At 66.3% G+C, this 23,332-nt stretch carries 24 protein-coding genes and 1 tRNA gene; 4 read left to right on the plus strand and 21 right to left on the minus strand.

Features of this window, described 5'->3' with window-relative positions:
* Positions 1–305: 305 nt before the first annotated feature.
* The 18 genes from SY1_RS03285 to fapR all read right to left on the minus strand — a co-directional run bounded on the left by SY1_RS03285 (position 306) and on the right by fapR (position 15,954).
* Positions 306–1,634, minus strand: coding sequence for a DUF3999 family protein (locus SY1_RS03285; RefSeq protein ID WP_208872675.1), 1,329 nt, complete (start codon positions 1,632–1,634; stop codon positions 306–308).
* The gene (locus SY1_RS03290) at positions 1,631–2,224 is read right to left on the minus strand and encodes an epoxyqueuosine reductase QueH (protein ID WP_015556176.1); all 594 of its coding nucleotides are present in this window, start codon (positions 2,222–2,224) and stop codon (positions 1,631–1,633) included. Before SY1_RS03290 ends, SY1_RS03285 begins: the two co-directional genes overlap by 4 nt.
* Positions 2,224–3,789, minus strand: a complete 1,566-nt coding sequence (locus tag SY1_RS03295) for a transketolase (RefSeq protein WP_279369714.1) — start codon at positions 3,787–3,789, stop codon at positions 2,224–2,226. The genes SY1_RS03290 and SY1_RS03295 overlap by 1 nt, the downstream gene beginning before the upstream one ends.
* Positions 3,687–4,160 carry a thiamine pyrophosphate-dependent enzyme gene (locus SY1_RS12525; protein WP_015556177.1) on the minus strand — a complete coding sequence of 158 codons (474 nt, stop codon included), beginning with the start codon at positions 4,158–4,160 and terminating at the stop codon, positions 3,687–3,689. The genes SY1_RS03295 and SY1_RS12525 overlap by 103 nt, the downstream gene beginning before the upstream one ends.
* A 155-nt stretch (positions 4,161–4,315) precedes the next feature.
* Positions 4,316–4,393, minus strand: a tRNA-Pro gene (locus SY1_RS03300).
* 130 nt (positions 4,394–4,523) lie between these two features.
* Positions 4,524–5,654 carry a UDP-4-amino-4,6-dideoxy-N-acetyl-beta-L-altrosamine transaminase gene (pseC, locus tag SY1_RS03305; RefSeq protein WP_208873964.1) on the minus strand — a complete coding sequence of 377 codons (1,131 nt, stop codon included), beginning with the start codon at positions 5,652–5,654 and terminating at the stop codon, positions 4,524–4,526.
* Positions 5,655–5,754: 100 nt separating this feature from the next.
* Entirely contained in the window at positions 5,755–7,149 is a 1,395-nt protein-coding gene (locus tag SY1_RS03310; protein WP_208872676.1) for an MATE family efflux transporter, read from the minus strand.
* Positions 7,146–7,595 (minus strand): signal peptidase II, encoded by a 450-nt coding sequence (locus SY1_RS03315; RefSeq protein WP_208872677.1) that lies wholly within the window; start codon positions 7,593–7,595, stop codon positions 7,146–7,148. The genes SY1_RS03310 and SY1_RS03315 overlap by 4 nt, the downstream gene beginning before the upstream one ends.
* Positions 7,576–8,100 (minus strand): methylated-DNA--[protein]-cysteine S-methyltransferase, encoded by a 525-nt coding sequence (locus SY1_RS03320; RefSeq protein ID WP_015556178.1) that lies wholly within the window; start codon positions 8,098–8,100, stop codon positions 7,576–7,578. The genes SY1_RS03315 and SY1_RS03320 overlap by 20 nt, the downstream gene beginning before the upstream one ends.
* A gap of 150 nt (positions 8,101–8,250) precedes the next feature.
* Complete coding sequence (locus SY1_RS03325) at positions 8,251–9,117, minus strand: hypothetical protein (protein WP_015556179.1); 867 nt, start codon at positions 9,115–9,117, stop codon at positions 8,251–8,253.
* Complete coding sequence (gene rnc, locus SY1_RS03330; protein ID WP_015556180.1) at positions 9,114–9,869, minus strand: ribonuclease III; 756 nt, start codon at positions 9,867–9,869, stop codon at positions 9,114–9,116. The genes SY1_RS03325 and rnc overlap by 4 nt, the downstream gene beginning before the upstream one ends.
* A complete protein-coding gene (fabF, locus tag SY1_RS03335; RefSeq protein WP_015556181.1) occupies positions 9,869–11,113 on the minus strand; it encodes a beta-ketoacyl-ACP synthase II in 1,245 nt (414 codons plus the stop codon). Before fabF ends, rnc begins: the two co-directional genes overlap by 1 nt.
* Before the next feature lie 154 nt (positions 11,114–11,267).
* Complete coding sequence (gene acpP, locus SY1_RS03340; RefSeq protein WP_015556182.1) at positions 11,268–11,519, minus strand: acyl carrier protein; 252 nt, start codon at positions 11,517–11,519, stop codon at positions 11,268–11,270.
* 38 nt (positions 11,520–11,557) lie between these two features.
* Positions 11,558–12,298 (minus strand): 3-oxoacyl-[acyl-carrier-protein] reductase, encoded by a 741-nt coding sequence (gene fabG, locus SY1_RS03345; protein ID WP_015556183.1) that lies wholly within the window; start codon positions 12,296–12,298, stop codon positions 11,558–11,560.
* Positions 12,298–13,245, minus strand: a complete 948-nt coding sequence (gene fabD, locus SY1_RS03350) for an ACP S-malonyltransferase (protein WP_015556184.1) — start codon at positions 13,243–13,245, stop codon at positions 12,298–12,300. The genes fabG and fabD overlap by 1 nt, the downstream gene beginning before the upstream one ends.
* Before the next feature lie 79 nt (positions 13,246–13,324).
* Positions 13,325–14,278, minus strand: a complete 954-nt coding sequence (locus SY1_RS03355) for a nitronate monooxygenase (protein WP_015556185.1) — start codon at positions 14,276–14,278, stop codon at positions 13,325–13,327.
* A 10-nt stretch (positions 14,279–14,288) separates the two neighbouring features.
* Positions 14,289–15,332, minus strand: a complete 1,044-nt coding sequence (gene plsX / locus SY1_RS03360) for a phosphate acyltransferase PlsX (RefSeq protein WP_208873965.1) — start codon at positions 15,330–15,332, stop codon at positions 14,289–14,291.
* Between the two features lie 70 nt (positions 15,333–15,402).
* A complete protein-coding gene (gene fapR / locus SY1_RS03365) occupies positions 15,403–15,954 on the minus strand; it encodes a transcription factor FapR (protein WP_279369715.1) in 552 nt (183 codons plus the stop codon).
* A 400-nt stretch (positions 15,955–16,354) separates the two neighbouring features.
* Here fapR and SY1_RS03370 point away from each other — a divergent pair, with 400 nt between their 5' ends.
* Both SY1_RS03370 and SY1_RS03375 read left to right on the plus strand, forming a co-directional pair.
* Positions 16,355–16,849 carry a bleomycin resistance protein gene (locus SY1_RS03370; protein ID WP_208872680.1) on the plus strand — a complete coding sequence of 165 codons (495 nt, stop codon included), beginning with the start codon at positions 16,355–16,357 and terminating at the stop codon, positions 16,847–16,849.
* 207 nt (positions 16,850–17,056) lie between these two features.
* Positions 17,057–17,623: a nitroreductase family protein gene (locus tag SY1_RS03375; RefSeq protein WP_015556187.1), complete on the plus strand. Its 567-nt coding sequence runs from the start codon at positions 17,057–17,059 to the stop codon at positions 17,621–17,623.
* 28 nt (positions 17,624–17,651) lie between these two features.
* Here SY1_RS03375 and SY1_RS03380 read toward each other — a convergent pair whose 3' ends face one another.
* Positions 17,652–18,821, minus strand: a complete 1,170-nt coding sequence (locus SY1_RS03380; RefSeq protein WP_015556188.1) for a hypothetical protein — start codon at positions 18,819–18,821, stop codon at positions 17,652–17,654.
* Positions 18,822–19,265: 444 nt separating this feature from the next.
* Here SY1_RS03380 and SY1_RS03385 point away from each other — a divergent pair, with 444 nt between their 5' ends.
* A complete protein-coding gene (locus SY1_RS03385; protein WP_208872682.1) occupies positions 19,266–19,490 on the plus strand; it encodes a thioredoxin family protein in 225 nt (74 codons plus the stop codon).
* A 2-nt stretch (positions 19,491–19,492) separates the two neighbouring features.
* Entirely contained in the window at positions 19,493–20,209 is a 717-nt protein-coding gene (locus tag SY1_RS03390) for a cytochrome c biogenesis CcdA family protein (RefSeq protein WP_015556190.1), read from the plus strand.
* Positions 20,210–20,289: 80 nt separating this feature from the next.
* Here the strand turns inward: SY1_RS03390 and lysS are convergent, their stop codons facing one another.
* Positions 20,290–21,825: a lysine--tRNA ligase gene (gene lysS / locus SY1_RS03395; RefSeq protein ID WP_015556191.1), complete on the minus strand. Its 1,536-nt coding sequence runs from the start codon at positions 21,823–21,825 to the stop codon at positions 20,290–20,292.
* A 213-nt stretch (positions 21,826–22,038) separates the two neighbouring features.
* Positions 22,039–23,145 carry a M24 family metallopeptidase gene (locus SY1_RS03400; RefSeq protein WP_015556192.1) on the minus strand — a complete coding sequence of 369 codons (1,107 nt, stop codon included), beginning with the start codon at positions 23,143–23,145 and terminating at the stop codon, positions 22,039–22,041.
* Positions 23,146–23,332: the final 187 nt, after the last annotated feature.

Consider the following 23,332-nt stretch of genomic DNA (forward strand, 5'->3'; position numbering starts at 1 on the left):
GGTTGTTGTTGTACCTGGGAAGCAACCCCTCCGGCCCTTCGGGCCACCTCCCCTTACAGGGGAGGCGAAAAGAAGAAGCGCGCTTTTTAGGCCCCCGGTTTATTTGGCCCCCCTGCAAGAGAGGCTGGCGAGCTCCAAAGGAGCGAGCCTGAGGGGTTGTCGTTGTACCTGGGAAGCAACCCCTCCGGCCCTTCGGGCCACCTCCCCTCAAGGGAGACGACCTCTGAGCGGACGGCTGCCGCAGTCCGCTCAGAGGCGGTCGGGGACGGGGCTCCAGCGTTGGACGACTTCGTGGTACAACCTCATCACCCCATCCGCCCTGCGCGCCAAGCGGCCAGCGCGGCCGCGCTCGCAAAGACCCCCAGCCCCAGCCAGACGGGAACGCGCCAAGGGGCCGTGTAGCCCTCCTCCTCCGCGCCGGGCTCCGGGGGCGCCCTGAAGGCCTCTCCGCCCCATGAATCGGCGATCGCCAGGGTCACCTCCAGGGCGTCCCCGTCGAACTCTCCCGCCGGCTTCCGAAAAACCTCCAACGGGGGCGGATCGTCGCACCCAAAGGCCAAAGACCAGGGGCCGGGACCCTGAGCCCGAAAGAGGACCGTCCCCGCGCTCCACCAGGTCCTCAGCAGGGGCGGCTCCTCCATGAGGGCGCTGTCGAACTCGACGCGCCAATAGCGGTCCTCCCTCAGGCGAACGGGAGCGGGGCCGTTTCGCTGCTCCGCGCCGACCCTCCCGCGCGTCAAATAGAGCTCCGCCGTCCCCACGAGGTGCCAGGGGCCCCCGGGGTCGGTCCGCGACAGACAGCGCACGCGCCGGCGTCCGGGCTCGCTCAGCAGAAGCTGAACCCTCGTGACGGGCCAGGCGCCCCCCGTGTCGTACTCCGCCGCGCGGCGATCCTTCGTCAGGGCGCCTGAAAAGTCCGCGAACCCGTCCTCCACGGCGTGACCCCACACCCGGTAGGCGCAGCTCGCCCCTCGGATGGCGAACCCCTCCCCCGCCCCACGGACCTGCAGCAGGAGGCAGCGCGTCGGGGCCCTGGGGAGCTCCAGCGCCCCTGAGCCGAGGGGGGCATCGCTCATCAGCTCCCGCCACCGCTTCAGGTCCACGCTCATCAGGACGTCGGCCCGCGCCTCCATCCCCACCCCGTCCAAGGCGAGAAGCAGCCGGTAGCGGTCCGACGGGCCCGCCGGGGAGAGCTCGGAGAGGTCCAGCAGATAGCGGCGTTCGCCTCTGCGGGCCTCCGGGACCGTCCCCTGAAGCTCGATCAGGCGGTCCCCCAGCTGGGCCTTGACGCGAAACTCCGACGGCCCGGCACCCTGCCCCGCCGGGGAGAGCTCAAAGCAGGGGACCTCCGTCTCGACGAGGACCGGAGGCCCCTGAGGGATCGGGTGGCCCGGCTCCGCTGCGAAGGGCACGGGCTCCCCCCGCGCGTCCAAGACGGCGAGGTCCTCGGTCTGCGATCGGGCCAGTCCGGCGTAGACCCCCGTCGGGAGCCTCAGCCGGCAGAGGGCGCCCTCCTTCGCCCCCGCGATCTCGAGGACGTGCGCGAAGTCCCCGCTCAGGGGCCGCGCCCAGGCCGGTCCCGCCAGACAGGCAGCCAGGGCCGCCGCCGCAAAACGGCGGGCCAAAGACCTCACAGCGCGCACTCCACGGGGAGCCCCTGAAGGCTCGCGACGCACCCGCAGTAGTTCTGGCGGTAGAGCCCCAGCTCCCGTGATATCTCCAGGGACCGGAGGAAGCCGTTCCGCTTTCGCCAGACGCGGGGCTCCCAGGTCAGCCCGCGGGACGCGGCGCAGGCCGTGCCGAGGCGGGCGATGCGCTCCACGTCCTTGTGAGGGCTGGTCGTCAGGCTGGTGCAGAGGTGCGTGCAGCCAAGGCGCACGGCGGCCTCTGCCGCGGACGCGAGCTGCATCAGGAAACACTCCGTGCAGCGCCGCCCTCCCTCCGGCTCCTCCATCAGCCCCGACCGCTCCATGTGCACGATCCAGTCCTCCGGCGCGTAAGGCCCCTCCTCCAGGGGAAGCCCCTCGTGGGCCATCAGCCGGTGGAGCGTCGTCAGCCGCCGAACGTACTCTTCGCGGGGGTGGATGTTGGAGCCGTAAAAGAAGCCCGTAACCTGCCAGCCCTCTGCCGTCAGGTCCCGCGCCGGGACGGTCGCGTCCGGAGCGCAGCAGATGTGAAGCAGGAGGCGCCGCCCTGCCGGCAGCGCCTCCTCCCGATCCGTCATCAGCGTCCTTCCCTCAGCTCCAGGAAGGATTGGGCGATGCCCTTCTCGTCCAGCCCCATGGCCGCCAGGACGGCCGCAGAGGGGCCGGAGTCGCCGTAGCGCGTCACCCCCAGGTTCCTCATCTTCGCCGAGAGGCCGTGCCGCGCCATGGCCACGGCCAGGATCGACCCCATGCCCGTATCCGCGTGGTGGTCCTCCACCGTGAGGACGCAGCCAAGCCCGCAGGCCTCCCTGAGGGCCTTCATGTCGACCGCCAGCGGGCAGGAAACGCTCCACACGGCTGCGCTGACGTTCTTCTCAGCGAGGGCCGCTGCCGCGGCCAGCGCACGCTGCGTCATCGCCCCCAGGGCGAAGATCGCGCCGTCCTTGCCGTCACGAACCTTCACGGCGCGGCCGTACTCGAACCGATAGCTCCCGCCGAAGACGGCGCCGCTCGACGGGTCGCGCACGAGGTCCACCTTGCTCCGGCCCACCGCCAGGCAGACGCTGTCCGGCGTCCCCAGCATCCAGCGGGTCACACGGTCCGTCTGCTCCGGGTCCGCGGGCACCACGAGGCGCCAGCCAAAGGTGTTGTGGAACAGCCCCACGTAGTCGATGCACTGGTGCGTCTTTCCGTCCTCTCCGACGTCAAGCCCCACGTGCGTCAGGACGGTCTTGGCCCCGGATTGGTTGATGTCGTTCAGGCGCTGCTGGTTGTAGACCTCGTCGATGCCAAAGACGCCGAAGTCCGCCCAGACCGCTGTCGTCCCCGCCGCAGCCGCCGCGCCGGCCGTCGTGGCCGTGGAGTGCTCCTGGATGCCGCACTGGATGAAGTTCTTTGGGCACTCCGCCTTGAAGTCCTTCGTCATGACGGAGGGGGCCAGGTCGCAGTCGAAGACGAGGATGGGGGTCGCTCCGGGCCTGCCGCAGTTTCGGCGGCCTACGTCCGCAAGGGCCTTTCCGAAGGCCCCGCGGTTGTCCGACCTGTTCCCCTCATAGGAGAACGGGGTGCCCAGTTCGAGATGAGGTGCCGGCGGGACGACTTTCCGTCCCTTAAAGGACGGCACGGACTTCCGCGCCTCCAAGGCCCTGGTCAGCGTCTCAGGGTCTCCGCCCAGGTCCCTCACGATCTGCTCGTAGAGCTCGGACGAGGGGGCCTTGCCGTGATAGGCAGCGGTCCCCTCCATGGCCTGCCCCTGCCTGCCCATCACCGTGCGGCAGAGCAACACGGTGGGCCGACCGCGGCGGCCCGCGTCCTTCAGCGCCAGGTAGAGCGCGTCGAAGGAGTGCCCGTCGCACTCCACCACCTCCCAGCCGTCCGCCTCCCACAGCGCCCTGAAGTTGCAGGGCATGACGTCGTCAAGGCGCCCCGAAATCTGGATGCCGTTCCAGTCTATCAGGGCCACCAGGTCCGTCAGTCCCTCCTTGACGGCAAGGCGGCGAGACTCCGCCAGCTGGCCCTTCGTCTGCCCGCCGTCCCCCATCAGCACGTAGACGCGCCCCTTGTGCCCGCGGGCGCGCTGCGCCAGGGCGAAGCCCACGCCGGCGGAGAGCCCCTGCCCCAGGTTGCCCGTCCCCCAGTCCACGCCGGGACCTCGCGCTCCACGTGCCCCTGAAAGACGCTGCCGCACTGCCGGAAGTGGGCCATGGCCTCCCCGGCGTCGAAAAATCCCCACTCCGCCAGCGCCGCGTAGACGCCCGCCGACGTGTGCCCATGGGACACGACCACGTAATCCCGATCCAGGGCATTGCAGTTCTCCGGCGTGAGGTTTGCCGTGCCGTAGACGGTCAGGAACATCTCGATGCCTGAGAAGGCGCCGCCGGGGTGTCCGCTCGACGCCGCCGTCACCATCGTCAGGGCGCTGACGCGCGCCCGTCGGGCTGCGGCCTCAAGAGCGGCCCGATCCTCCTCGGAGAGGGAGGGGACCGGAAACCCATTCAGCTTGGGAAGGGACATAACGACATTCACTCCTTAAAAGGTTTTGACATCTTTCGGGCCGGCGACTGAGCGAGGCACCGCTGAGAGCGCCGAAAGACGCCCCCTGATTATAGCGCAAAGGGGCACAAAGTAAAAAAGGAGGAGCCCTTACGGACTCCTCCAAACCTCTCAAATGGTCGGGACGAGAGGATTCGAACCTCCGACCCCCTGCACCCCATGCAGATGCGCTAGCCAGACTGCGCTACGTCCCGAATACAGTGATTTATTTTATCGCATTTCTTCAAAAGGTCAAGATGGAAAAAATCGAAACTTGTCGTCGCTCTACGATCCTACCGCCCGACCGGAGGGCCGGCCCGCAACACGGCGACGGCTCCAACTCCCCTACTCCACGAAGAACCTCCTGATGCAGTCCGCCACGCGGCGCACGTCGTCGTCCTCCATCAGGGGGAAGATGGGCAGGGAGATGGCCCGTTTGTAGTAGCGCTCCGCCTCCGGGAAGTCCCCCTCCCGGTAGCCGAATCGCTCGCGGTAGTAGGGCTGCAGCGGCACGGGCCTGTAGTGCACCTGGAGGCGGAAGCCCTCCTCCGCCAGGCGGGCGAAGAGCGGAGCCCGCCGTTCCGCGCCCACCTGAACGACGAAGAGGTGCCAGGCGTGCCCCTCGTGGTCGGGAGGGAGCGTCAGACCGGGCACTCCGCTCAGGAGCTCGCGGTAGAGGGAGGCGATCTGGCGTCGGCGCGCGACGAAGGCGTCCAGCCGGCGCATCTGGCTGAGGCCCAGGGCGCAGGCGACGTCCGAGAGGCGGTCGTTGTAGCCCAGGGTCTGCATCTCGCTGTGCCACGGCCCGTCCGGTGCGTCCTGGAACTCCGCGGGGTCCCGCGTGATGCCGTGATTGCGGAAGAGCCGCAGCCGACGGTCGAACTCGTCGTCGTTCGTCAGGACTGCGCCGCCCTCGGCGGTGGTGATGTGCTTCACCGGATGGAAGCTCAGGGTCGTCATGTCCGCGTCGGCCCCCACCCTGCGCGGCCCCCGATCCCCGCCCAGGGCGTGGCTGGCGTCCTCGATGAGCACGGCCCCGTGCCTCTCGGCCATCCTCCGGAAGGGGGCCATGTCGAAGGGGTAGCCGGCGAAGCTCACGGGCGCGATAACCTTGATCCGGCGGGGAAGCTCCCGCATTTTGGCCTCCGCTCGAACGGGGTCCATGCACAGCGTGTCCGGGTCGATGTCCGCAAAGACCGGCTCGCCCCCTGCATAGAGCGCGGCGTTCGCCGTCGCCACGAAGGTCAGGGGCGTAGTCAGCGCGCGCTCCCCGCCCCTGAGCCCCGCGGCGGTCATGGCCCCGTGCAGCGCCGCCGTCCCGTTGGCGTAGGCCACGGCGTGCCGCACTCCCGCGTAATCGGCCAGAACCTTCTCGAAGGCCTCCACCGTCGGCCCCTGGCTCAGCCAGTCGCCCTTCAGGACCCGGACGACCTCCGCGATGTCGTCGTCGTCGATCCACTGATGCCCATAACCCATGGTCTTCAAAGTCTCATACCTCCGCAGTGAACAGGATAAGTTTTTCTCGATGGATTGAACGAAATCGTCGTGTAAACGCCGGAGACGCGCAGCCGCCCCCTCACCGCCAGACGGAGAGCCACCGGCGCCCGTAAAAGCGCCAGAGGGAGATCAGGGCGCGAAGCATCCAGTCCACGATCATGGCGCCCCAGACGGCCGTCAGGTCCCAGCCGAAACGGTGGATCAGCACCCAGATCAGGGGGACGCGCAGCACCAACATGCCGGCGACCGCGATGTACACGGGCCAGCGGACGTCCCCCGCCCCGCGAAGCACGCCGCCCAGCACGATGGTGGCGGCCAGGAAGGGCTCCGCCCACACCTCGAGGCGCAGCATCCGGGCGCTGAGGGCGATGGTCTCGGCGTCGGACGTGAAGAAGCCCGCCAGGGGGACGGCGAAGCAGTACATGGCCGCGGCGCTGAAGAGGATGACCAGGACCCCCAGGCGGGCACACCACTCGCCGGAGGCGAAGGCGCGATCCCGCTCCCCCGCCCCCAGCGACTGGGCCACGAGGGCCGTGCCGGCGATGGAGAAGCCGTAGGGCGGCAGGTAGCAGACGGCCTCCCCTGTGCTGGCCAGCTGATGGGCGGCCAGGGAGACGGTGCCGAGGCCGGAGATCATGGCCGTGCTCGCCAGGTGTCCCGAAGCGATGGAGAGCCGCTCCAGCAGCACGGGGAACGCCAGCCCGGCGGCCTGGCGGATGATGCGCCGCTCCGGCCGGAAGCTCTCGCGCAGGGCGATCTGCAGGGGGGACCGTCTCAGGAAGAGCACGCCCATCATGCAGGTCCCGGAGAAGGCCGTGGCCAGCGACGTGGCCGCAGCGGCCCCCGCCACGCCCCACCCGGCCCGCGGCAGGGTAAACTCGAGGCCCGCGAGGGAGAACGTCGCCGTCGGGTAGATCAGCATGAAGTTGCCCGCGACGTTGATGAGGTTCGTCAGGAAGTTGAACTTGAGGGGCGTGCGGCTGTCGCCGGCACAGCGCAGGACGTTGGAGCAGACGAGCACGGACAGGTTGAAGGCGTAGGACAGCCCCACGACGCGCAGGTAGGTGGCCGCCAGGGGGGTCACGCGCGAGTCCGTCCCCATCCAGACGGGCAGGTTCGGGGCGACGAAGAGCGTCACGGAGAGCGTCAGTGCCGTTCCCAGCACGCAGACGGCCAGCACCGCCTGACGGATCACCGCACGGGCCTCCTCCAGCTTCCCCTCGCCGATCCGCCGCGCCATCAGGACGGAGTACCCGACCCCCACCGCGTTCATGAGGCCACCCAGCAGCCACACCGTCGAGGTGGTCACCCCGACGGCGGCGGTGGCCTCCACGCCGACGCTGCCCACCATGGCCGTATCCACGTAGGTCACCACCGTCTGGAGCAGCTGTTCCACGATGGCGGGCCACGCCAGCGAGAGGATCAGCCGCCATATCGGGACGTCCTTGTTCAGGAGGTCCAGGGGCTCCGTCACTCAGTCCCCTCCCTGGCGGAGACGGCGGCCCAGGCGGCCAGGCACGCGCCGATCCCGATCTCGACGTCGGCGAGGTTGAAGAACAGGCCTCCCGGCACGAGGCAGGAGGAAAACGGAAGGGGTATCCAGTCCAGGACGGCTCCCAGCGTCAGCCGCTCCGCGAGGTTCACCGCGGCTCCCCCGGCCGTGATCGCCAGCCCTGCACGCACGACGCCGCCCGGCCTCCTCCACAGGAACGCGGCCCACAGCACGGCCGCAAGCACGAGGGAGGAGAGGGCCAGGGCCAGCGCAGGGCGCCCCGCCAGGAGGCCGAAGGACAGGCCCGCGTTCCTGGAGAGCCGCGCGCCGAAGCGCCGTGCCGTTGCACAGGCCAGGGGCTCCAGCAGTACGGCGAGCAGCAGGACCCCCATCAGCCGCGACCGGCGCTCAAACACGCCGTCCCTCACCGGGGACGAAGAAGCGCGACATGTCGACGCCCTCCAGGGTCAGGAGCCGCACCTTGCGATCCATCCCGCCGCCGTAGCCCACGAGGTTCCCTCCGACGCCCACGACGCGGTGGCAGGGGATGACGATGGAGATGGGGTTGTGCCCCACGGCGCCGCCCACCGCCCTGGGCGCCATCCGCCCCCGCTCGTTCCGCTCCGCCAGGATCGCGGCGATGGCGCCATACGTCGTGGTCCTTCCGTAGGGGACGTCCAGGAGGATGCGCCACACCGCGCGCTGGAACTCCGTGCCCGCCGGAGCCAGGGGAAGGTCCGCAGGGGTCGGCCTCCTCCCGTCGAAGTAGGCGTCCAGCCACCCGCGCAGGGCGGCGAGGACGGGAAGGCCTTCATCCGCCGCGTCCCCCGGCCTCGCCTCAACGGGGTCCATGAAGAGCCCGACCAGGCTCTCTCCGTCGCTCATCGCGGTCAGCGTCCCCAGCGGGGACTCGTATTCCATCCTGTAGAGCATATCCCAAAACGCCTCCTCATCCTCGCATCTGAAATCGACAGGCCTATCATACGCCCAATCGGCGATAAGAAAAAGGCCGTCGGGAGATTTGGATGCAGAAAGGGGGCGGCCCCTGCCGTCCCCTTGAAGGTTCCGCCCCGCGGGTCCGCCCTACCGACTGCGCGGCGCGTCCGGCCTCCGGCCTGCGGGCGGCTTCGCCGTGATCTTCTGCCAGAGGGAGATGTACTGCTCGTTCAGGAACGCCGGATAGTCCTGGTTCAGGGGCGGCCGGGCGAAGCTGAAGACCTCCGTTCGGCCTCCGAGAAAGCTCCGCAGGTTGCGCGGCGTCCCTCCGTCCATCACGAGGACGACGCCCTGGGCGATCCTCTCCTCCAAAAACTCCTGAAGCTGTTTGGGGCTGGCCCGACTCCAGCTGTCGAGCAGGTGGAGGTCCGGTCGCTCCATGCGGCACCCGGCGGCCCGAAGCAGCGCGCTGCTGGCTCCGCTGAGGTCGCAGACCCGCACGTCCCGCAGCACCTGCCGTCCGGCCAGGACGGAGCTCGACAGCCGGGCTTGAAACTCCGCGAGGCGACGTTGGTAGTACAGGTAGTTCTGAGGGTCCCAGTCCGCCAGCACCGTCAGCACCCTCTGGGCGACGAAGGGCATCACGGAGGGGTCCGGCAGCGAGGCGTCCCAGCGCTCCGGGGGGATGGGGAAGGGGTTGTAGAGCGTCCGCAGGTTTCCGTAGGCGCCGACCTTCAATCCCGCCCCCGTGAGGTCCGCGGAGTCCAACGCGACGATGCGGGCGTCGGTCGGCAGGTTCCGCAGCGCCCGACCACCCTCGGCGCGAATGGAGTCCCCCGCGTCGTTCCAGATCAGGAGGGGCTTGACGGCGACGTTGGGGCCACCCAGGAAGGAGACGATCAGGGCGATCCAGGGCTGCGTCACGGCGATGGGCAGCTCGTCCGCCAGGGCGGCGCGCGCGGGGAGCGACAGGAGGAAGAGCGCCGCCGCGAGGACGAGGGGGCGCCCCCTCATTCGCCGACCTCCAGGCTCATGAGGTCCTCGAGTACCCGCTCCGCTGCATCGGACTCCGCGCCCTTGCGCGTGCTGCCGCAGGCGGTGTGCTCGACGCCGTTCACCCTGAGCCGAACGCGAAAGGACGGCGCGTGGGAGGGGCCGGTGACGGAGACCAGCTCGTAGGTCGGCAGGGGGATCCTGCGGGCCTGAAGCCACGTCTGAAGCCTCGACTTGGGGCTGACGTCCGTCTCGGCTCGCACCTCTGCCTCCTGCAGGAACAGCCGTCCGATCACGCCCTCCGCCGCCTGCACGCCGCCGTCCAGGCAGACCGCGCCCAGAAGGGCCTCCACCGCGTCCTCGCACATCGAGGTGGGAAGCGCCTCGTCCCTCACGGAGTGTCCGTGCAGGATCAGGGGCGGAAGGTTCAGCTCCCGCGCGCGGTCCCGAAGGGAGCGGCCGCAGACGAGTTCCGCGCGCTTCTGCGTCAGGTCGCCTTCCCTGGCCTCCGGATAGAGCCGGTAGAGGGCGCGGGCCACGACAAAGCCCAGCACGGAGTCCCCCAGGAACTCCAGCCGCTCGTTGCTGACGGCCAGCCCGTGCTCGTTGGCGAAGGAGGCGTGGCACAGCGCTTCCTCCAGGAGCCCCTCGTCGCGAAAGGAGTACCCCAGGGCGGCCTGCAGCGCCGCGAGGTCGCGCCCCTCTATGCGCGCCCTTTCCTGCTCGGAGAGGGCGGCGTCAAGGATATCCCTCAGGAGCGCGCTCCCCGGCATCACTCGCAGCGCTGAAACGCCAGGACGCCGTTGTGCCCGCCAAAGCCGAAGCTGTTCACCAGAAGCCGGTCCACCTTCCGCTCGACGCCCCTGCCCGTGGACAGGGTGATGTCGCACTCCGGGTCCGGCGTCGTGTAGTTCAGGGTCGGGTGGATGTAGTTCTCCTCGATGGCCTGCAGGGAGGCGATGACCTCGAGGCCTCCCGCCGCGCCGAGGCAGTGCCCGATCATGGACTTCGTGGACGTCACCGTCACGTCCTTCGCGCGCTCCCCAAAGACCTTGTGGATCATGAAGGACTCCATCTTGTCGTTCAGCCCCGTGGAGGTGCCGTGCGCGTTGACGTAGTCCACCTGCTCCGGCCGCCAGCCCGCCATCTTCATGGCGTGCCGCGTGGCGTAGGCGGCGCCCTCCGCCTCCGGGTCCGGCGCCGTGATGTGGCCGGCATCGCAGGAGGTGCCGTAGCCGACGAGTTCGCCGTAGATGTGGGCACCGCGCGCCTTTGCGTGCTCCAGCTCCTCCAGCACCACGACTCCGGCCCCCTCCCCCATCACGAAGCCGTCCCGGTCCCTGTCAAAGGGCCGGCTGGCCGTCTCCGGGGAATCCATGCGGGTGGAGAGGGCCTTCATCGCGGCAAAGCCCGCGATGCTGATGGTGCGCAGCGCGGCCTCCGTCCCCCCCGCGACGATCACGTCCGCGTCGTCGCGCACGATGGTGTGATAGGCCTCCCCCATGCTGTGCAGTGACGTGGCGCAGGCCGTGACGACGCACAGGTTCGGGCCCTTGGCGCCCAGGACGATCGCCACGTAGGCCGTGGACATGTTGCTGATCATCATGGGGATGAAGTAGGGGCTGACCCGCCGGGAGCCCTTGGTCAGCATGGTGTTGAAGTTGTTGAAGGACGTCTCGATCCCGCCCTGGCCGGTGCCGATGTAGACGCCGAGGCGATAGGGGTCCATGGCGCTCGTGTCCAGCTTCGCGTCCTCCACGGCCATCCTGGCCGCGGCCACGGCGAACTGGATGACGCGGTCGGACCGTTTGGCCTCCTTGCCCGGCATCCAGAGGGTGGGGTCGAAGTCCTTGATCTCGGCGCCAAACGTCACGGGACAGTCCCCCAGGTCGAACGTCGTGATGGGGCCGATGCCGTTCTTCCCCTCCCGAAGCGCCTTCCAGTAGGCGTCCTTACCCAGGGCGATGGGGCTGACGGGGCCGAGGCCCGTCACGACCACTCTTCTCGTTGCGCTCATTGCGCGATCACTCCTGCTCTATGCTCGATATTCTTCCCTGCCTGCGCTGTCTCCAGCCGGGGAAGCCGTCTTCTTCGTTCGGCCCCCTCGCGGGGGCCGCCAATGGACACGAAGGGGGAAGGACTTCGCCCTCCCCCCATCCGACACAAAAGGCCTACTCCTCGACGCCGATCTTGCCCAGCGTGTAATTCATAGCCTCGCCGACCGAGGTCAGCTTCTCGGCGTCCTCATCGGGGATCTCGATATCGAACTCCTCCTCGATGCCCATGATCAGCTCCACAATGTCCAGGGAGTCCGCTCCAAGATCCTCGACGAACGTCGCCTCCGGAACGATCTGATCCTCCTCAACATCCAGGCGGTCCGTGATGATCTCCTTCAGCCTGGCCAGAACCTCTTCCTTCTTCATCCAGCTCACCTCCCCCCGTAAAACCGATTGCTGTATATCTAACACATCGTCATGCCGCCGTCAACTGCCAAAACCTGCCCTGTGATGTACGAGCTTCCCTCCGAGGCAAAAAACGCGGCGGCACGGGCCACATCATCGGGCGTCCCGATGGCCCCCATCGGGATCTGCGTGGTGATCGCGGCCTTGACGTCCTCCTTGAGGACCGCCGTCATGCTGGTGTCGATAAAGCCCGGCGCGATGGCGTTGACCGTGATGCCGCGCACGGCGTACTCCCGCGCCACGGACTTCGTGAAGCCGATGAGCCCCGCCTTCGAGGCACTGTAGTTCGCCTGTCCCGCGTTGCCGATGAGCCCCACCACCGAGGCCAGGTTGATGATGCGGCCCCAGCGGGCCCGCGCCATGTCGCGGACGGCCTCCTTCGTGCAGTAGAACACCGAACTCAGGTTCGCGGCGATCACGGCGTCCCAGTCATCGGGCTTCATCCGGACCAGGAGCCCGTCACGGGTGATGCCGGCGTTGTTCACCAGCACCTCGACGGGCCCCATGGCCTCCCGGACGGCCTTGAACAGGGCCTCCGCCTGTGCGCGGTCCGAGACGTCCGCGCCGAAGGTCTCCGCGCGGACGCCCAGAGCGGACGCCGCGCGGGCGGTCTCGTCCGCCGCGTCGGCGCTCTTTGCGTAGTTCACCGCCACGTCGCAGCCGTTCCGCGCAAGCTCCAGGACGATCGCGCGGCCAATGCCCCGCCCCCCTCCTGTGACGAGGGCCACCCGGCGCGCCATCACGCGCCCTCCCGCAGGGCCGTGGCCATGGCTTCAAGCGCCTCCGGCTCGCCGGCCGCCATCTGCTTCAGCCCCTTGCGGCACCGCTTGATCAGCCCGCAAAGGACCTCGCCGGGCCCCAGCTCCAGGAACGTGTCCACGCCGTAATCCACCATGTAGAGCACGGAGCTCTCCCACAGCACGGGGCTGAAGGTCTGCTCGTAAAGCGCGTCCCGAATCTCCTCAGCCGAAACGACGGCGCTCGCGCTGACGTTGGCCACGATGGGCCATTTCGGTTCGGCCCAGGAACAGCGCTCGAACTCCTCCTTCAGCTTCTCCGCCGCGGGGAGCATCAGGCGGCTGTGGAAGGGCGCGCTGACGTTCAGCATCACGGTCTTGCGGGCCCCTTTGGCCTTGGCGGCCGCGGCAGCCTTCTCCACGAACTCCTTGACGCCGGAGATCACCACCTGCCCCGGCGAGTTGAAGTTCGCCGCCTGGCACTCGCCTCCGGGCGCCGCTTCCGCGCACAGGGCCTTCACCTCGTCCGACCCCAGGCCCAGGATGGCCGCCATGGCGCCAACGCCTTCGGGCGCGGCCTCCTGCATCCACCGGCCGCGCTTGTTCACCAGCCGGACGGCGTCGCTGAAGGACAGAACCCCCGCAGCGACCAGGGCCGTGTACTCGCCCAGGCTGTGCCCCGCCCCACAGGCGGGCTTCAGCGCCACGCCCATCTCCTTCTCCAGGACGGAGAGGGCCGCGACGCTCACCGTCATGATGGCGGGCTGGGCGTTGGCTGTCAGGGTCAGCTCCCCCTCCGGCCCCTCAAAGATCAGCTTCGTCAGGTGTGCGGACAGGGCGTCGTCGGCCTCGTCAAAGACCGCCTTCGCGGAGGGAAAGGCCCTGTAGAGCTCCTGGCCCATCCCCACCTGCTGCGCCCCCTGACCGGGGAAACAAAGTGCGTACTTCATCTATAACACCGCCTCCTCGCATTGCCCTGCGGCGCCATGGCGCGCGGGGTAACTTGAAGTCCCTGGTCCTCGAAATCCTCTACTCCGCGCCCGCTGCGTCCCGGATGCCGTGCAGGACCCTCCGGGCCTCGTCGAACAGGCCCCGCACGATCTCCCGCGCGGGCAGGACATCGTTCACCATCGCGGCGCTCTGGCCGGACATCAGGGAGCCCCACTCCGTGTCGCCGTCCACGACGGCCGCCCGGAGCTTTCCCATCCCCAGCTTCTCGATCTCCTCCGCGGGCGCGCCCTCGGCCTCCAGCCTCTCGAATTCGGCCGTCAGCCTGTTGCGCAGACAGCGCACAGGGTGTCCCAGGCTCTGACCCGTGACCGCCGTGCTGCGGTCCCGCGCGTCGATCACCGCCTGCTTGTAGTTGGGGTGTACCGTACACTCCGAGCAGCAGATGAAGCGGGTGCCCAGCTGAACGCCCTCCGCCCCCAGGGCGAACGCCGCAGCCACGCCGCGGCCGTCCGCGATGCCCCCTGCGGCGATGACGGGAATCTTCACCGCGCTTGCGATCTGCGGCGTCAGCACCATCGTCGTCAACTCGCCGATGTGCCCTCCGGCTTCCGTCCCCTCGGCCACCACGGCGTCCGCGCCCTGCTTCTCCGCCCGCTTCGCCTGGGCCACCGAGGCGATCACCGGGATGACGATGGTGCCCAGAGGCTTCAGCCTCTCCAGGACCTTTCCGGGGCTGCCCGCCCCCGTCGCGACGATGCGCAGGCGGTGCTTCGCCGCCAGCTCAAGGGCGTCCGGCGCCGTCGGGGACATCAGCATGATGTTGAGCCCAAAGGGCTTGTCCGTCAGGCTCCTGGCCTTCAGTATCTCCTGCTCCAGCACCTCCGCGGGCGACGCGCCGGCCGCGATGAGCCCCACGCCTCCGGCGTTGCTCACGGCTGCCGCCAGGCTGGCGTTGGCCACCCACGCCATACCGCCCTGAATCAACGGGTACTCCGTCCCCAGCAGCTCACAAACTCGATTGTTCCTGATCATAAACGTCACCTCAATATTCAGCCTGGCCCTGCGCTCCCCTTGACTCCCCCTGAGGCCCCGCTCCGGTGTCCAGCTCCGCTCGAATCTGCCCCACCCCGTCCTCCTCGATGAACCGGCGGGCCGCGGAGATGGCACCCTTGATGGCGGGCGCTCTGGAGCGGCCGTGGGCCTTGATCACGACCCCCTTCACCCCCAGAAGTGGCGTGCCGCCGTACTTTTCGTAGTTAAAGCGCGACCACAGCGACTTCACCATGGGGATCATGAAGAGCATCCCGACCTTGGGCAGGATGCGGCGCCCCATCTCCTGGGAGATGATGGACTTCGCCCCGTACATCAGCCCCTCGCCGAACTTCAGGACGACGTTCCCCATGAAGCCGTCGCAGACGACGACGTCCGATCGGCCCCAGGCGATGTCGTCGCCCTCCGTGTAGCCCATGAAGTTCAGCCGGCTCTTCGACAGGAGCTCCCGCGCCCCGGAGACGGACTCGTCCCCCTTGATCTCCTCCGTGCCGTTCGACAGGAGCCGGACCTCAGGGGCCTCCACCTTCATGATCCTCTCTGCGTACACGCTGCCCATCAGCGCGAACTGATAGAGGTTCACGGGCTTGCAGCGCACCGTGGCGCCCACGTCCAGCAGGAAGGTCCAGCGCTCGATGGTGGGCAGCGGCGCCCCAAGCGCCGGACGGTCGATCCCCGGCAGGCGTCCCACCACCAGCACACCCCCCGCCACGATGGCCCCCGTGTTGCCGGCGGAGACGCAGCTCTGCGCCTCCCCGCTCCGCACCATCTCCATGGCGACCCGCAGGCTCGAGTTCCGCTTGCGGCGGATGGCCGCCGAGGGGTGCTCGTCCATCCCGATCACCTCGTCGGCGTGCCGGATACTTATCCGCGACCGCACCGCCGCAGGAGAGGCCTCCACCAGGGGGAGCAGCCTCTCCCGATCCCCCGTCAGGACGACCTCCAGGTCCTCGAACGCTGCACAGGCCTGGGCTGCCCCCTCGCATATCGCCTGAGGGGCGTTGTCCCCCCCCATCGCATCCACTGCTATGGTCATCTTCTTCATTCAGGCATTGTCCTCTCAAGCTGTCTGGCCGCTCCGCGGAGCAAGCGCCGTCCCCGCGCGCTCATCTCAACACCTCAACGATGAAGCGGCCGACGAAGATCTCCTTGTCGCCCACCCGGGTGCGGACGCTGACGATGCGGCGCCCCTCGCGGTTCACTCCCACCTTCGCGCGGGCGATGAGCGTGTCGCCCACGTGGGCGTGCCCCTTGTACTCACCCCGCATTGAGTCCACGATGACGACCGCGGACTCAATGACCGCCACGGCGATGGAGCTGGCCTGAGAATAGATGTAGTGGTCCCAAACGATGTTCGTGAAGCGAAAGGCCATGTCCCGCGCCGTGCGCAGGACGGACAGGGCCCACCGGTTCGGCTCAAGCTCCAGGAGGTCGCCCACGATCTCGCTCGGGTTGAGGGAGCGAAGCCGGCTGCTCGCCCGCTCCGCCATGGAGCGCACGCGCTTCCGCAGCTCCGGCACCCCCATCATGGCGCGGTCCAGACGCACCGTGCCCAGGCTCACGCCAAGGGACGCGGCCAGCTCCTGATCCGTGGTCATGGGGTTGGCCTCCAGGATCGCCGAAAGACGCTCCTGCCGAAGCTTTCTCGACGTCTCCACCGTTCTCCCGGAACTGATCGCAAACACCTCCCCTTCGCAACGCCGTCCATCCATCCTGGAATGGTCCGCAGACCACTCCGTAATTTAGCACCTGGTACTAACATCTGCTTTTAAAAGAAGTATAGGGGGTACGTCCTACGGCGTCAAGGGGGGAGTTCATCCCTCAATCTACAGGTTGAGCGATACCTCACACTCCATTTTTCACCCTGTCATATTAGCGCATACAATACTCACGGTGCTTTTCCTGCAATTTATTGACGAGCAAGTTTTAAAACTATAGTAGAATCTCTTAAGGTTATCTTTTATGCAGCGGAGGAAGAAGCGTTGGATTGTCAATCCTAGCGGCTGTAGCATGTTATAAATAGCCAGTAAGATAAAATTGGGATTTATGGAGGTTATTATGAAGTTCAATTCTTTAATACCAGAGTTGGTGGTATCAGATATAGAGAGAACTAAAGATTTCTATGTAAATATTTTGAACTTCGTAATTGAATATGAAAGATCGGAAGATAAATTTATTTTTCTTTCATTGGAAGATAATCAAATGATGTTTGAACAAGATAATGGATATTGGAGTGTTGGCGAACTTGAATATCCCTATGGGAGAGGAGTGAATTTTGAAATGACAGTTTCTGATGTGGAAGGTCTGTATAAACGAATTTTAGGTTTTCAAATTAAGCCATTTAGGCAGATGAGTATAAGCCATTACCGCAATGGTGATGAAGATATTGTTCAAAAAGAATTTTTAGTACAAGACCCGGATGGATATCTTTTAAGATTTACAGAATTAATCAATCCCAGCTTGCGGGATCCTCACCAGGACGGGTTACCCCGAGGTGCCGCCAAGACAAAAGTTGAGTATGCCTGTTCAGGCTGCTGGGGACTGAGTGAGTAGCCGTGGACTTCATACTTACGGATGAGGAGGCCGCCTATCCGGAGGCCCCATGTCGGCCGCAGCCCTTCGCCAGCGTCATGGCGCAGAACAAGCCCGCAAACGCCGGGAAAAACAGGTGTGGTTCACAGGGGACCAGGAAATCAACGGATAGCGGAGACGACGCGACGAGTCGTAAAATTTTTAGAAAAGTTGTCGGGAGGGGTTATCATGGATTTTCTGAAGTTGGCAAGGGAACGCTATTCCGTTCGGAAGTTCACGTCTGAAGCGGTCGAAAGCGAGAAGCTGGACGCGGTGCTGGAGGCCGGCAGGCTGGCCCCCACCGCCTGCAACAATCAGCCGCAGCGGATTCTGGTGCTCGACACGGCAGAAGCCCTCGACAAACTGAAGGACTGCACGCCCTGTCATTTCTCCGCGCCCCTCGCGCTGATCGTCTGCTACGACGACACGGTGAGCTGGAAGCGGCCCTACGACGACAAGGACATGGGGGAGGTCGACGCCAGCATCGTCACCACCCACATGATGCTTGAAGCCGCAGCCCTCGGCCTGGGGACCACGTGGGTGGGGCACTTCGACCCACAGAAGGTGCGGTCGGCTTTCGCACTGCCGGAGAACGTGATTCCGGTCGCCATCCTGCCGATGGGCTACCCTCACGAAACGAGCGTCCCCAAAGCATGGCGAGCGCCTTCCGCTTTCGGCGACGACGCGCCACGACACCTTCTAAACTCGCCTCTCCTCCATGGAGGCGTCCTCCACAGCCAGAGGCCGCCTCCATGAAGTCCCGTTCGGCCCCCTTCGGGCGAGGCTACATCAAGCCCGCAAAGTTTGAAATGTAGGGCGTGATGTTGTCAAGCCACTCCTTAAACTGGCAGGCCCAGGCCAGCTGCGTGGTGGTGTAGAAGTCGTCCTCAGGCCCTCCCATGGTGTCCTGCTTCAGCGCCGTCCGGTAGACGTCACCCGGCAGGGTGAGGACCAGCTCCCCCTTATGCCGCTGCGTCGCGGCCTCGGGCTTACAGCCCAGAGCGATGCGCCCGTCTTCGTGCTCGAAGAACGTCACCTTGTACGGCACGTCGCCGATGGTTCCCGCTCCGAACTCGAGGCGCCGCGTGCGGCCGAAGCCCTGCTCCTGAAGCTCCTTGTCGCTGTCCACGGAGTTCGACACCTCCACCTGCGGCACGGCGTCAAAGTGTCGGACGAAGGCCACCAGCTTCCTGCCCAAGCCCAAAAGCCTGGGGTCCCGCAGCGTGAACTTTACCGTCCCCGTCAGGGCCGCCGCCGCGGCGTCCTCTCCACCGCCCTCGGCCCCCGCCCCCCAGAGCTCGTCCGAGAAGTCCGATCCGTCCTCCTCGCAGTAGGAGAAGCCCAGAAGCATCGCCGCCGCAACGACTCGGACGGGATTGTGCCATCGCTTTGGGTTGGCCTTCGCCAGGTCCCGCAGCACCCCCGTCTTCAGCAGAGCCTCAACGCCGCGGTTGCCCTCTGCGATGCGGAGCCGGTCTCCGGCCACCGCATCCGCCTCGGCCCCGCTGACCGGAAAGAAGGGGCGGAAGAAGCCCGCCTTGCGGTCCGGCCCCGTGCAGTCCGCGATCCAGAACGAGGATCGCTTGTCCTCGGTCAGCAGGTTCATCTCCCCGCTGTCCGTCACGATCTCCGGCGCGTTGACGATCTTCTCCAGCTCCACGGCGAACCGCCACAGCTTGATGCGGAAGTTCGCGTAGACCGCGTATTCCGTCAGGATGCGCTGCAACGTCGGCTCAAAATCCTGAATGGTGTAGTTCACGCTCTCGCCGCGCTTCTTTCCGCTGACGGCCAGCTTGCGGTCCCGCTTCTCCACCCACCCGAGGCGAATCAGCTTCTTTGAATTCTTGGCCTTGTTGAAGATGACAAGGCGGGGCGTGTGCCCCTTCGTCCAGATCTGTAGGGACAGGTTGTCGTCCACGTCGTGGCTGCTGACGATCTCGCCCTTATCGTCCATAAAAGAATCCTCCCCTTAATTTAGCCGCCAGGGAAGCGCGGAGAACCCTGCAAAGGCCGTCAGGAATGATAGCAACCGTCACAATGGAGGCCTCCGAACCAGCCCGATTTCGCGCCCTGCGCGGCGTACATGCCGTCGTTATCTTACACCAGAGGGACGGGGCGCACAAGGCCGGGGTCCGTTCAATCCCCAGCACCGGGTTCGTCATTTCCCGCCTTACCGCAAAAACCGCCTCACTGTAAAATAGCTTTCACAAAACGGACCTCGCGGCCGGGAGCGCAAAAGCCGACGGCCGCGGGGCCGAACGATCGAAAGGATGTGTCTATAATGAAAGCACTGTTTATCGCTGTTCTGGCAGCCGTCCTGGCAGCCGTTCCCGCCTCTGCCGCGGGGACGCCGACCTTGAAGATGCTCTCCACCCGCACCTGACCCACCTGCTCCATAATGTCCAAGGTCTTGGACGAGATCGACGCCAAGTACGCCGGCAAGCTGGCGACGGAGCACGTCTACCTGGAGGAACACCCTGAGGCGGCGGAGCAGCACAACGTCCGCTACGTTCCGACGCTCATCTTCCTGGACGCGAACGGCAAGGAAGTCGCCACCGAGGTGGGGTACCGGTCCCTCGACGAGGTGGTCGAGGTCTTCAAGAAGGCGGGTGTCAACCTCTAACGATGCTCGATGCGATCTTTTCTGCGATGCTCTCAAGCGGCGCGCTGCAGTGGCTGGGGGCCTTCCTGTGGGGGATGGCCAGCGTCATCCTCAGCCCCTGCGGCATCGCCGCCATCCCCCTGGTGGTGGGCTACATCGCGAACGCGGAGGAGCCCGGCCGGTGGGAGGCCTTCAGGATATCCTGCGTCTTCTGCGTGGGCATCGTGCTGAACCTGTTGCTGGTGGCCCTCATCACCTCGGGCGTGGGGGTCCTGCTGGGAGGGCATGAGCGCCTGCTGACGTTCGTCACCGCGGCGGTGTTCATCCTCATGGGGCTGCACCTGATAGGGATCGTCCACATTCGCCTCTTTTCCTTCAACGGCGGAGCGGACAAGGCGGGCGGCACGGACCGCCGCGGCCTGCGCGGGGCGCTGACGCTGGGCGTCGTATCCGGGTTGGCCATCGGCCCCTGCAGCATCGGGTACATCTCTCCCCTGCTCTCCGTCGCCCTGTCCCAGGCCTCGACAAAACCGGTCGCGGCCGCGGGGCTCATCGTCGCCTACGCGCTGGGGTACAGCGCCGTGCTGGTCCTCTCCGGGACCTTTGCGCAGTTGGCGTCCCGCTGGCTGCAGAGCGAGCGCGGCACCGTCATCCTGCGCGCCCTGAACGTCACGTGCGGCCTCGCGCTGATCGCAGCGGGCCTCTATTTGTCGCGGGAGATGCTGCTCCTGATCTCCTGAAACCATCTCATAAACAGAGAGCGCGCGAGGGGGCGGCCTGCAGGCCGCCCCCTCGCGTCAACGGGGTCCTGTCCGCCGTGTCACTCGTTCGGCTTCATCGCCGGAAAGAGGATGACGTCGCGAATGGACCGCGCCCCCGTCAGGAACATGACGAGACGGTCCATGCCGATGCCCATCCCCCCCGTGGGCGGCAACCCCACCTCAATGGCGTTGATGAAGTCCTCGTCGAAGGCGTGGGCCTCATCGTCGCCCGCCTCCTTCTTGCGCATCTGGTCCTCGAAGCGCGCCCGCTGGTCCAGCGGGTCGTTCAGCTCGCTGAAGGCGTTGGCCACTTCCTTGCCGAACATGAAGAGCTCGAAGCGGTGAGTGTAGTCGGGGTTCTCCGGGTCCCGCTTCGAGAGGGGGGATATCTCCGTGGGGTGCCCCATCACGAAGGTCGGCTGCACCATTTTTTCCTCGCAAAAGGCCTCATACAGCAGGTTCAGCACGGCAAAGCGGCTCTCCGTTCCCTTCAGGTCGCCGCCCAAGCCCTTCTCGCGGGCGATCTTCCGCGCCGCCTCGTCGTCCGTCACGGCGCTCAGGTCCACGCCGGCGTACTCCTTCACCGCATCCAGCATCGTGATGCGGCGGAAGGGCCGCGACAGGTCCGCCTTGACGCCGTTCCACTCGATCTCAAGGGTACCGATGGCCTTTGCCGCGTTGCGGATCAGCTCCTCCGCGAGGTTCATCATGTCCTCGTAGTTCGCGTAGGGCCAGTAGACCTCCATCATCGTGAACTCCGGGTTGTGCATGGTGTCGATGCCCTCGTTGCGGAAGTTGCGCCCGATCTCGTACACGCGGCCCATCATGCCCACCACGAGACGCTTCAGGTAGAGCTCCACCGCGATGCGCAGGTACATGTCCAAACCCAGGGCGTTGTGAAAGGTCTTGAACGGCCGGGCGTTGGCGCCCCCCGCCAGCACCGACAGGATGGGCGTCTCCACCTCCAGCGACCCGTGGGCCTCCAGCGTCTCTCGGAAGGAGGAGATGATCTTCGAGCGCTTGCGGAACACCTCGCGCACCTCCGGGTTTGCGATGAGGTCCATGTAGCGCCGTCGATAGCGGGTCTCCGTATCCGTCAGGCCGTGCCACTTCTCCGGCAGCGGGCGGATGGACTTGCTGAGCAGCTTGTAGTCCGTCACCTGAATGGTCAGTTCTCCGCGCTTGGTGCGGCAGGGATGCCCCACGACGCCCAGCCAGTCCCCCGTGTCCACCCACTTCTTCAGAAACTCGTAGGGCTTCTCCCCAAGAGCGTTCACCTGAAAGTAGAGCTGGATGCGCCCCGTCTCGTCCGCCAAATCGGCGAAGGTCGTCCTGCCCTGCCGGCGCAGCGTCATCAGGCGGCCCGCCGTGCTCAGCGTCACCGTCTCGTCTGACTCCTCCGGCGCCAGGTGCTCGAAACGACAGCGGACGTCCGCCAGGTGGTCCCGGCAGTCCCACGTCTCGGCGACGTAGGGGTCAAAGCCCTCCTCCCGGCGCAGGCGAAGGAGCTTCTCCTTCATCTGCCGGACGACCTCGTTATCCGCGCCCTCCTGCTCCAGCCCCCCCTGGCCGGGGCCCTTCACGGCGTTCTCCATGCGTGCGTTCTCCCTTCAGAATTTTATTTCGATCAAAATTTTATTCAGCCTCTTAAGGAAGCGCTGATCCATCTTAAATTCATCTTAAAATTGTCGAAAGCCATCGAGGTACGTTCGACCAAGGGTATCTTCAGCGCTTCCCTGAAATTTCGACATGGGGCTCCGATCTCCCTTCGGGGAGCCCCTCGACAACTCGGCCAGCGGTCCCCAGGCTCAGGCGACGACTTCAAGGGACTGGTTGTCGGTCGCCGTCAGACACTCCGCGCCGTCCTGGGTGATGAGGTAGTCGTCCTCAATGCGGAGGCCGCCCCAGCCCTCGATGTAGATCCCCGGCTCGACGGTCACGACGTCCCCAGCCTGCAGCACGTCCCTTGAGGTGGCGGAGAGGCGCGGCGCTTCATGGACCTCAAGCCCCAGGCCGTGTCCCAGGCTGTGTACGAAGTTTCGGCCGTAGCCCGCCTCGGCGATGATGCGGCGGGCGATGGCGTCCGCCTCCCGGCCCGCAAGTCCCGGACGCAGCGCCGCAGCCGCAGCGCGGTGCGCCCGCAGCAGGACGTCGTTCACCTCAAGGGCTTTGTCGTCGGGCCGGCCCACCGCGAAGTTGCGCGTGATGTCGCTCATGTAGCCGCCCACCATGGCGCCGTAGTCCACCGTCACCACGTCGCCCGCCTCAAAGGCCCGCGAGGTCGCGTGGGCGTGACAGATGGCGCCCCGCGCTCCGGAGGCCACGATGAAGTCGTCGTGGGCCCAGCCCTTCTCCGCCCCCAGCCTCTTGATCTCCAGCAGGAGCGCGCCCTCGAACTCCGCTTCCGTCATGCCGGGCCGCACGGTCCGAAGCACGTTGCCGTAGGCCTGGCGCCCGATGAGGGCGGCTCGCCGGATCGCCTCCACCTCTTCGGCGTCCTTGGCACGGCGCAGCGAGGGGATGAGTTCCGACGCATCCACCCACTCAATCCCCACGGGCTCCAACGAGAGGCTGAAGATTCGATGGGACACCTTCTCCGCCTCAAACCCCACCCTGCGCCATCTCGCGTCCTTTACGGCCTTCGCCAGCCAGGCGGGCAGCGGAAGCTCCGACTGAATGACCACTTCAAATGGCGTCTCCGCCGCGGCCTGAATGCGATAGCGCCCGTCCGTCACCAGAAGCGCGTTCTCCCGGTCGACGACGAGCGCAGCGCTGCTCCCCCTGAAGCCCGACAGGTAATGGCAGTTCTCCGTGTTGTGTCGCTCCAGGACCAGCAAAACGAAAGCGTCCAGTCCCTTCTCCTTCAGCAGAGCCCTGAAGCGCACAAGCCGCTTATTGACCGCCTCGAAAGCCATGTCTAGTCCTCTCCTCACTCATTGAACGTCACGGGGGCCGGTCGAGGATCAGCCCCCGTGGGTACCAGTATTCTAGCAGAGAGAAACCGCTTTTGAGTGAAAGGCTTGAAAAGGTCGGCGGGGTCCTCTCCCGCAAAGTCGAACGAAAACAGCCCACAAGAGGTATAATGTCAGGCAAACTGTTTAG

It is taken from the genome of Fretibacterium fastidiosum, assembly GCF_000210715.1.
GTDB lineage: Bacteria > Synergistota > Synergistia > Synergistales > Aminobacteriaceae > Fretibacterium > Fretibacterium fastidiosum.

Coding starts and splice junctions, on each gene's coding strand:
- SY1_RS03290 (WP_015556176.1), bottom strand. CDS start 2,224: ATGACGGATCGGGAGGAGGCGCTGCCGGCAGGGCGGCGCCTCCTGCTT.
- SY1_RS12525 (WP_015556177.1), bottom strand. CDS start 4,160: ATGTCCCTTCCCAAGCTGAATGGGTTTCCGGTCCCCTCCCTCTCCGAG.
- pseC (WP_208873964.1), bottom strand. CDS start 5,654: ATGGGTTATGGGCATCAGTGGATCGACGACGACGACATCGCGGAGGTC.
- SY1_RS03320 (WP_015556178.1), bottom strand. CDS start 8,100: ATGCTCTACAGGATGGAATACGAGTCCCCGCTGGGGACGCTGACCGCG.
- SY1_RS03325 (WP_015556179.1), bottom strand. CDS start 9,117: ATGAGGGGGCGCCCCCTCGTCCTCGCGGCGGCGCTCTTCCTCCTGTCG.
- rnc (WP_015556180.1), bottom strand. CDS start 9,869: ATGCCGGGGAGCGCGCTCCTGAGGGATATCCTTGACGCCGCCCTCTCC.
- fabF (WP_015556181.1), bottom strand. CDS start 11,113: ATGAGCGCAACGAGAAGAGTGGTCGTGACGGGCCTCGGCCCCGTCAGC.
- acpP (WP_015556182.1), bottom strand. CDS start 11,519: ATGAAGAAGGAAGAGGTTCTGGCCAGGCTGAAGGAGATCATCACGGAC.
- fabG (WP_015556183.1), bottom strand. CDS start 12,298: ATGGCGCGCCGGGTGGCCCTCGTCACAGGAGGGGGGCGGGGCATTGGC.
- fabD (WP_015556184.1), bottom strand. CDS start 13,245: ATGAAGTACGCACTTTGTTTCCCCGGTCAGGGGGCGCAGCAGGTGGGG.
- SY1_RS03355 (WP_015556185.1), bottom strand. CDS start 14,278: ATGATCAGGAACAATCGAGTTTGTGAGCTGCTGGGGACGGAGTACCCG.
- plsX (WP_208873965.1), bottom strand. CDS start 15,332: ATGACCATAGCAGTGGATGCGATGGGGGGGGACAACGCCCCTCAGGCG.
- SY1_RS03370 (WP_208872680.1), top strand. CDS start 16,355: ATGAAGTTCAATTCTTTAATACCAGAGTTGGTGGTATCAGATATAGAG.
- SY1_RS03375 (WP_015556187.1), top strand. CDS start 17,057: ATGGATTTTCTGAAGTTGGCAAGGGAACGCTATTCCGTTCGGAAGTTC.
- SY1_RS03380 (WP_015556188.1), bottom strand. CDS start 18,821: ATGGACGATAAGGGCGAGATCGTCAGCAGCCACGACGTGGACGACAAC.
- SY1_RS03385 (WP_208872682.1), top strand. CDS start 19,266: ATGTCCAAGGTCTTGGACGAGATCGACGCCAAGTACGCCGGCAAGCTG.
- SY1_RS03390 (WP_015556190.1), top strand. CDS start 19,493: ATGCTCGATGCGATCTTTTCTGCGATGCTCTCAAGCGGCGCGCTGCAG.
- lysS (WP_015556191.1), bottom strand. CDS start 21,825: ATGGAGAACGCCGTGAAGGGCCCCGGCCAGGGGGGGCTGGAGCAGGAG.
- SY1_RS03400 (WP_015556192.1), bottom strand. CDS start 23,145: ATGGCTTTCGAGGCGGTCAATAAGCGGCTTGTGCGCTTCAGGGCTCTG.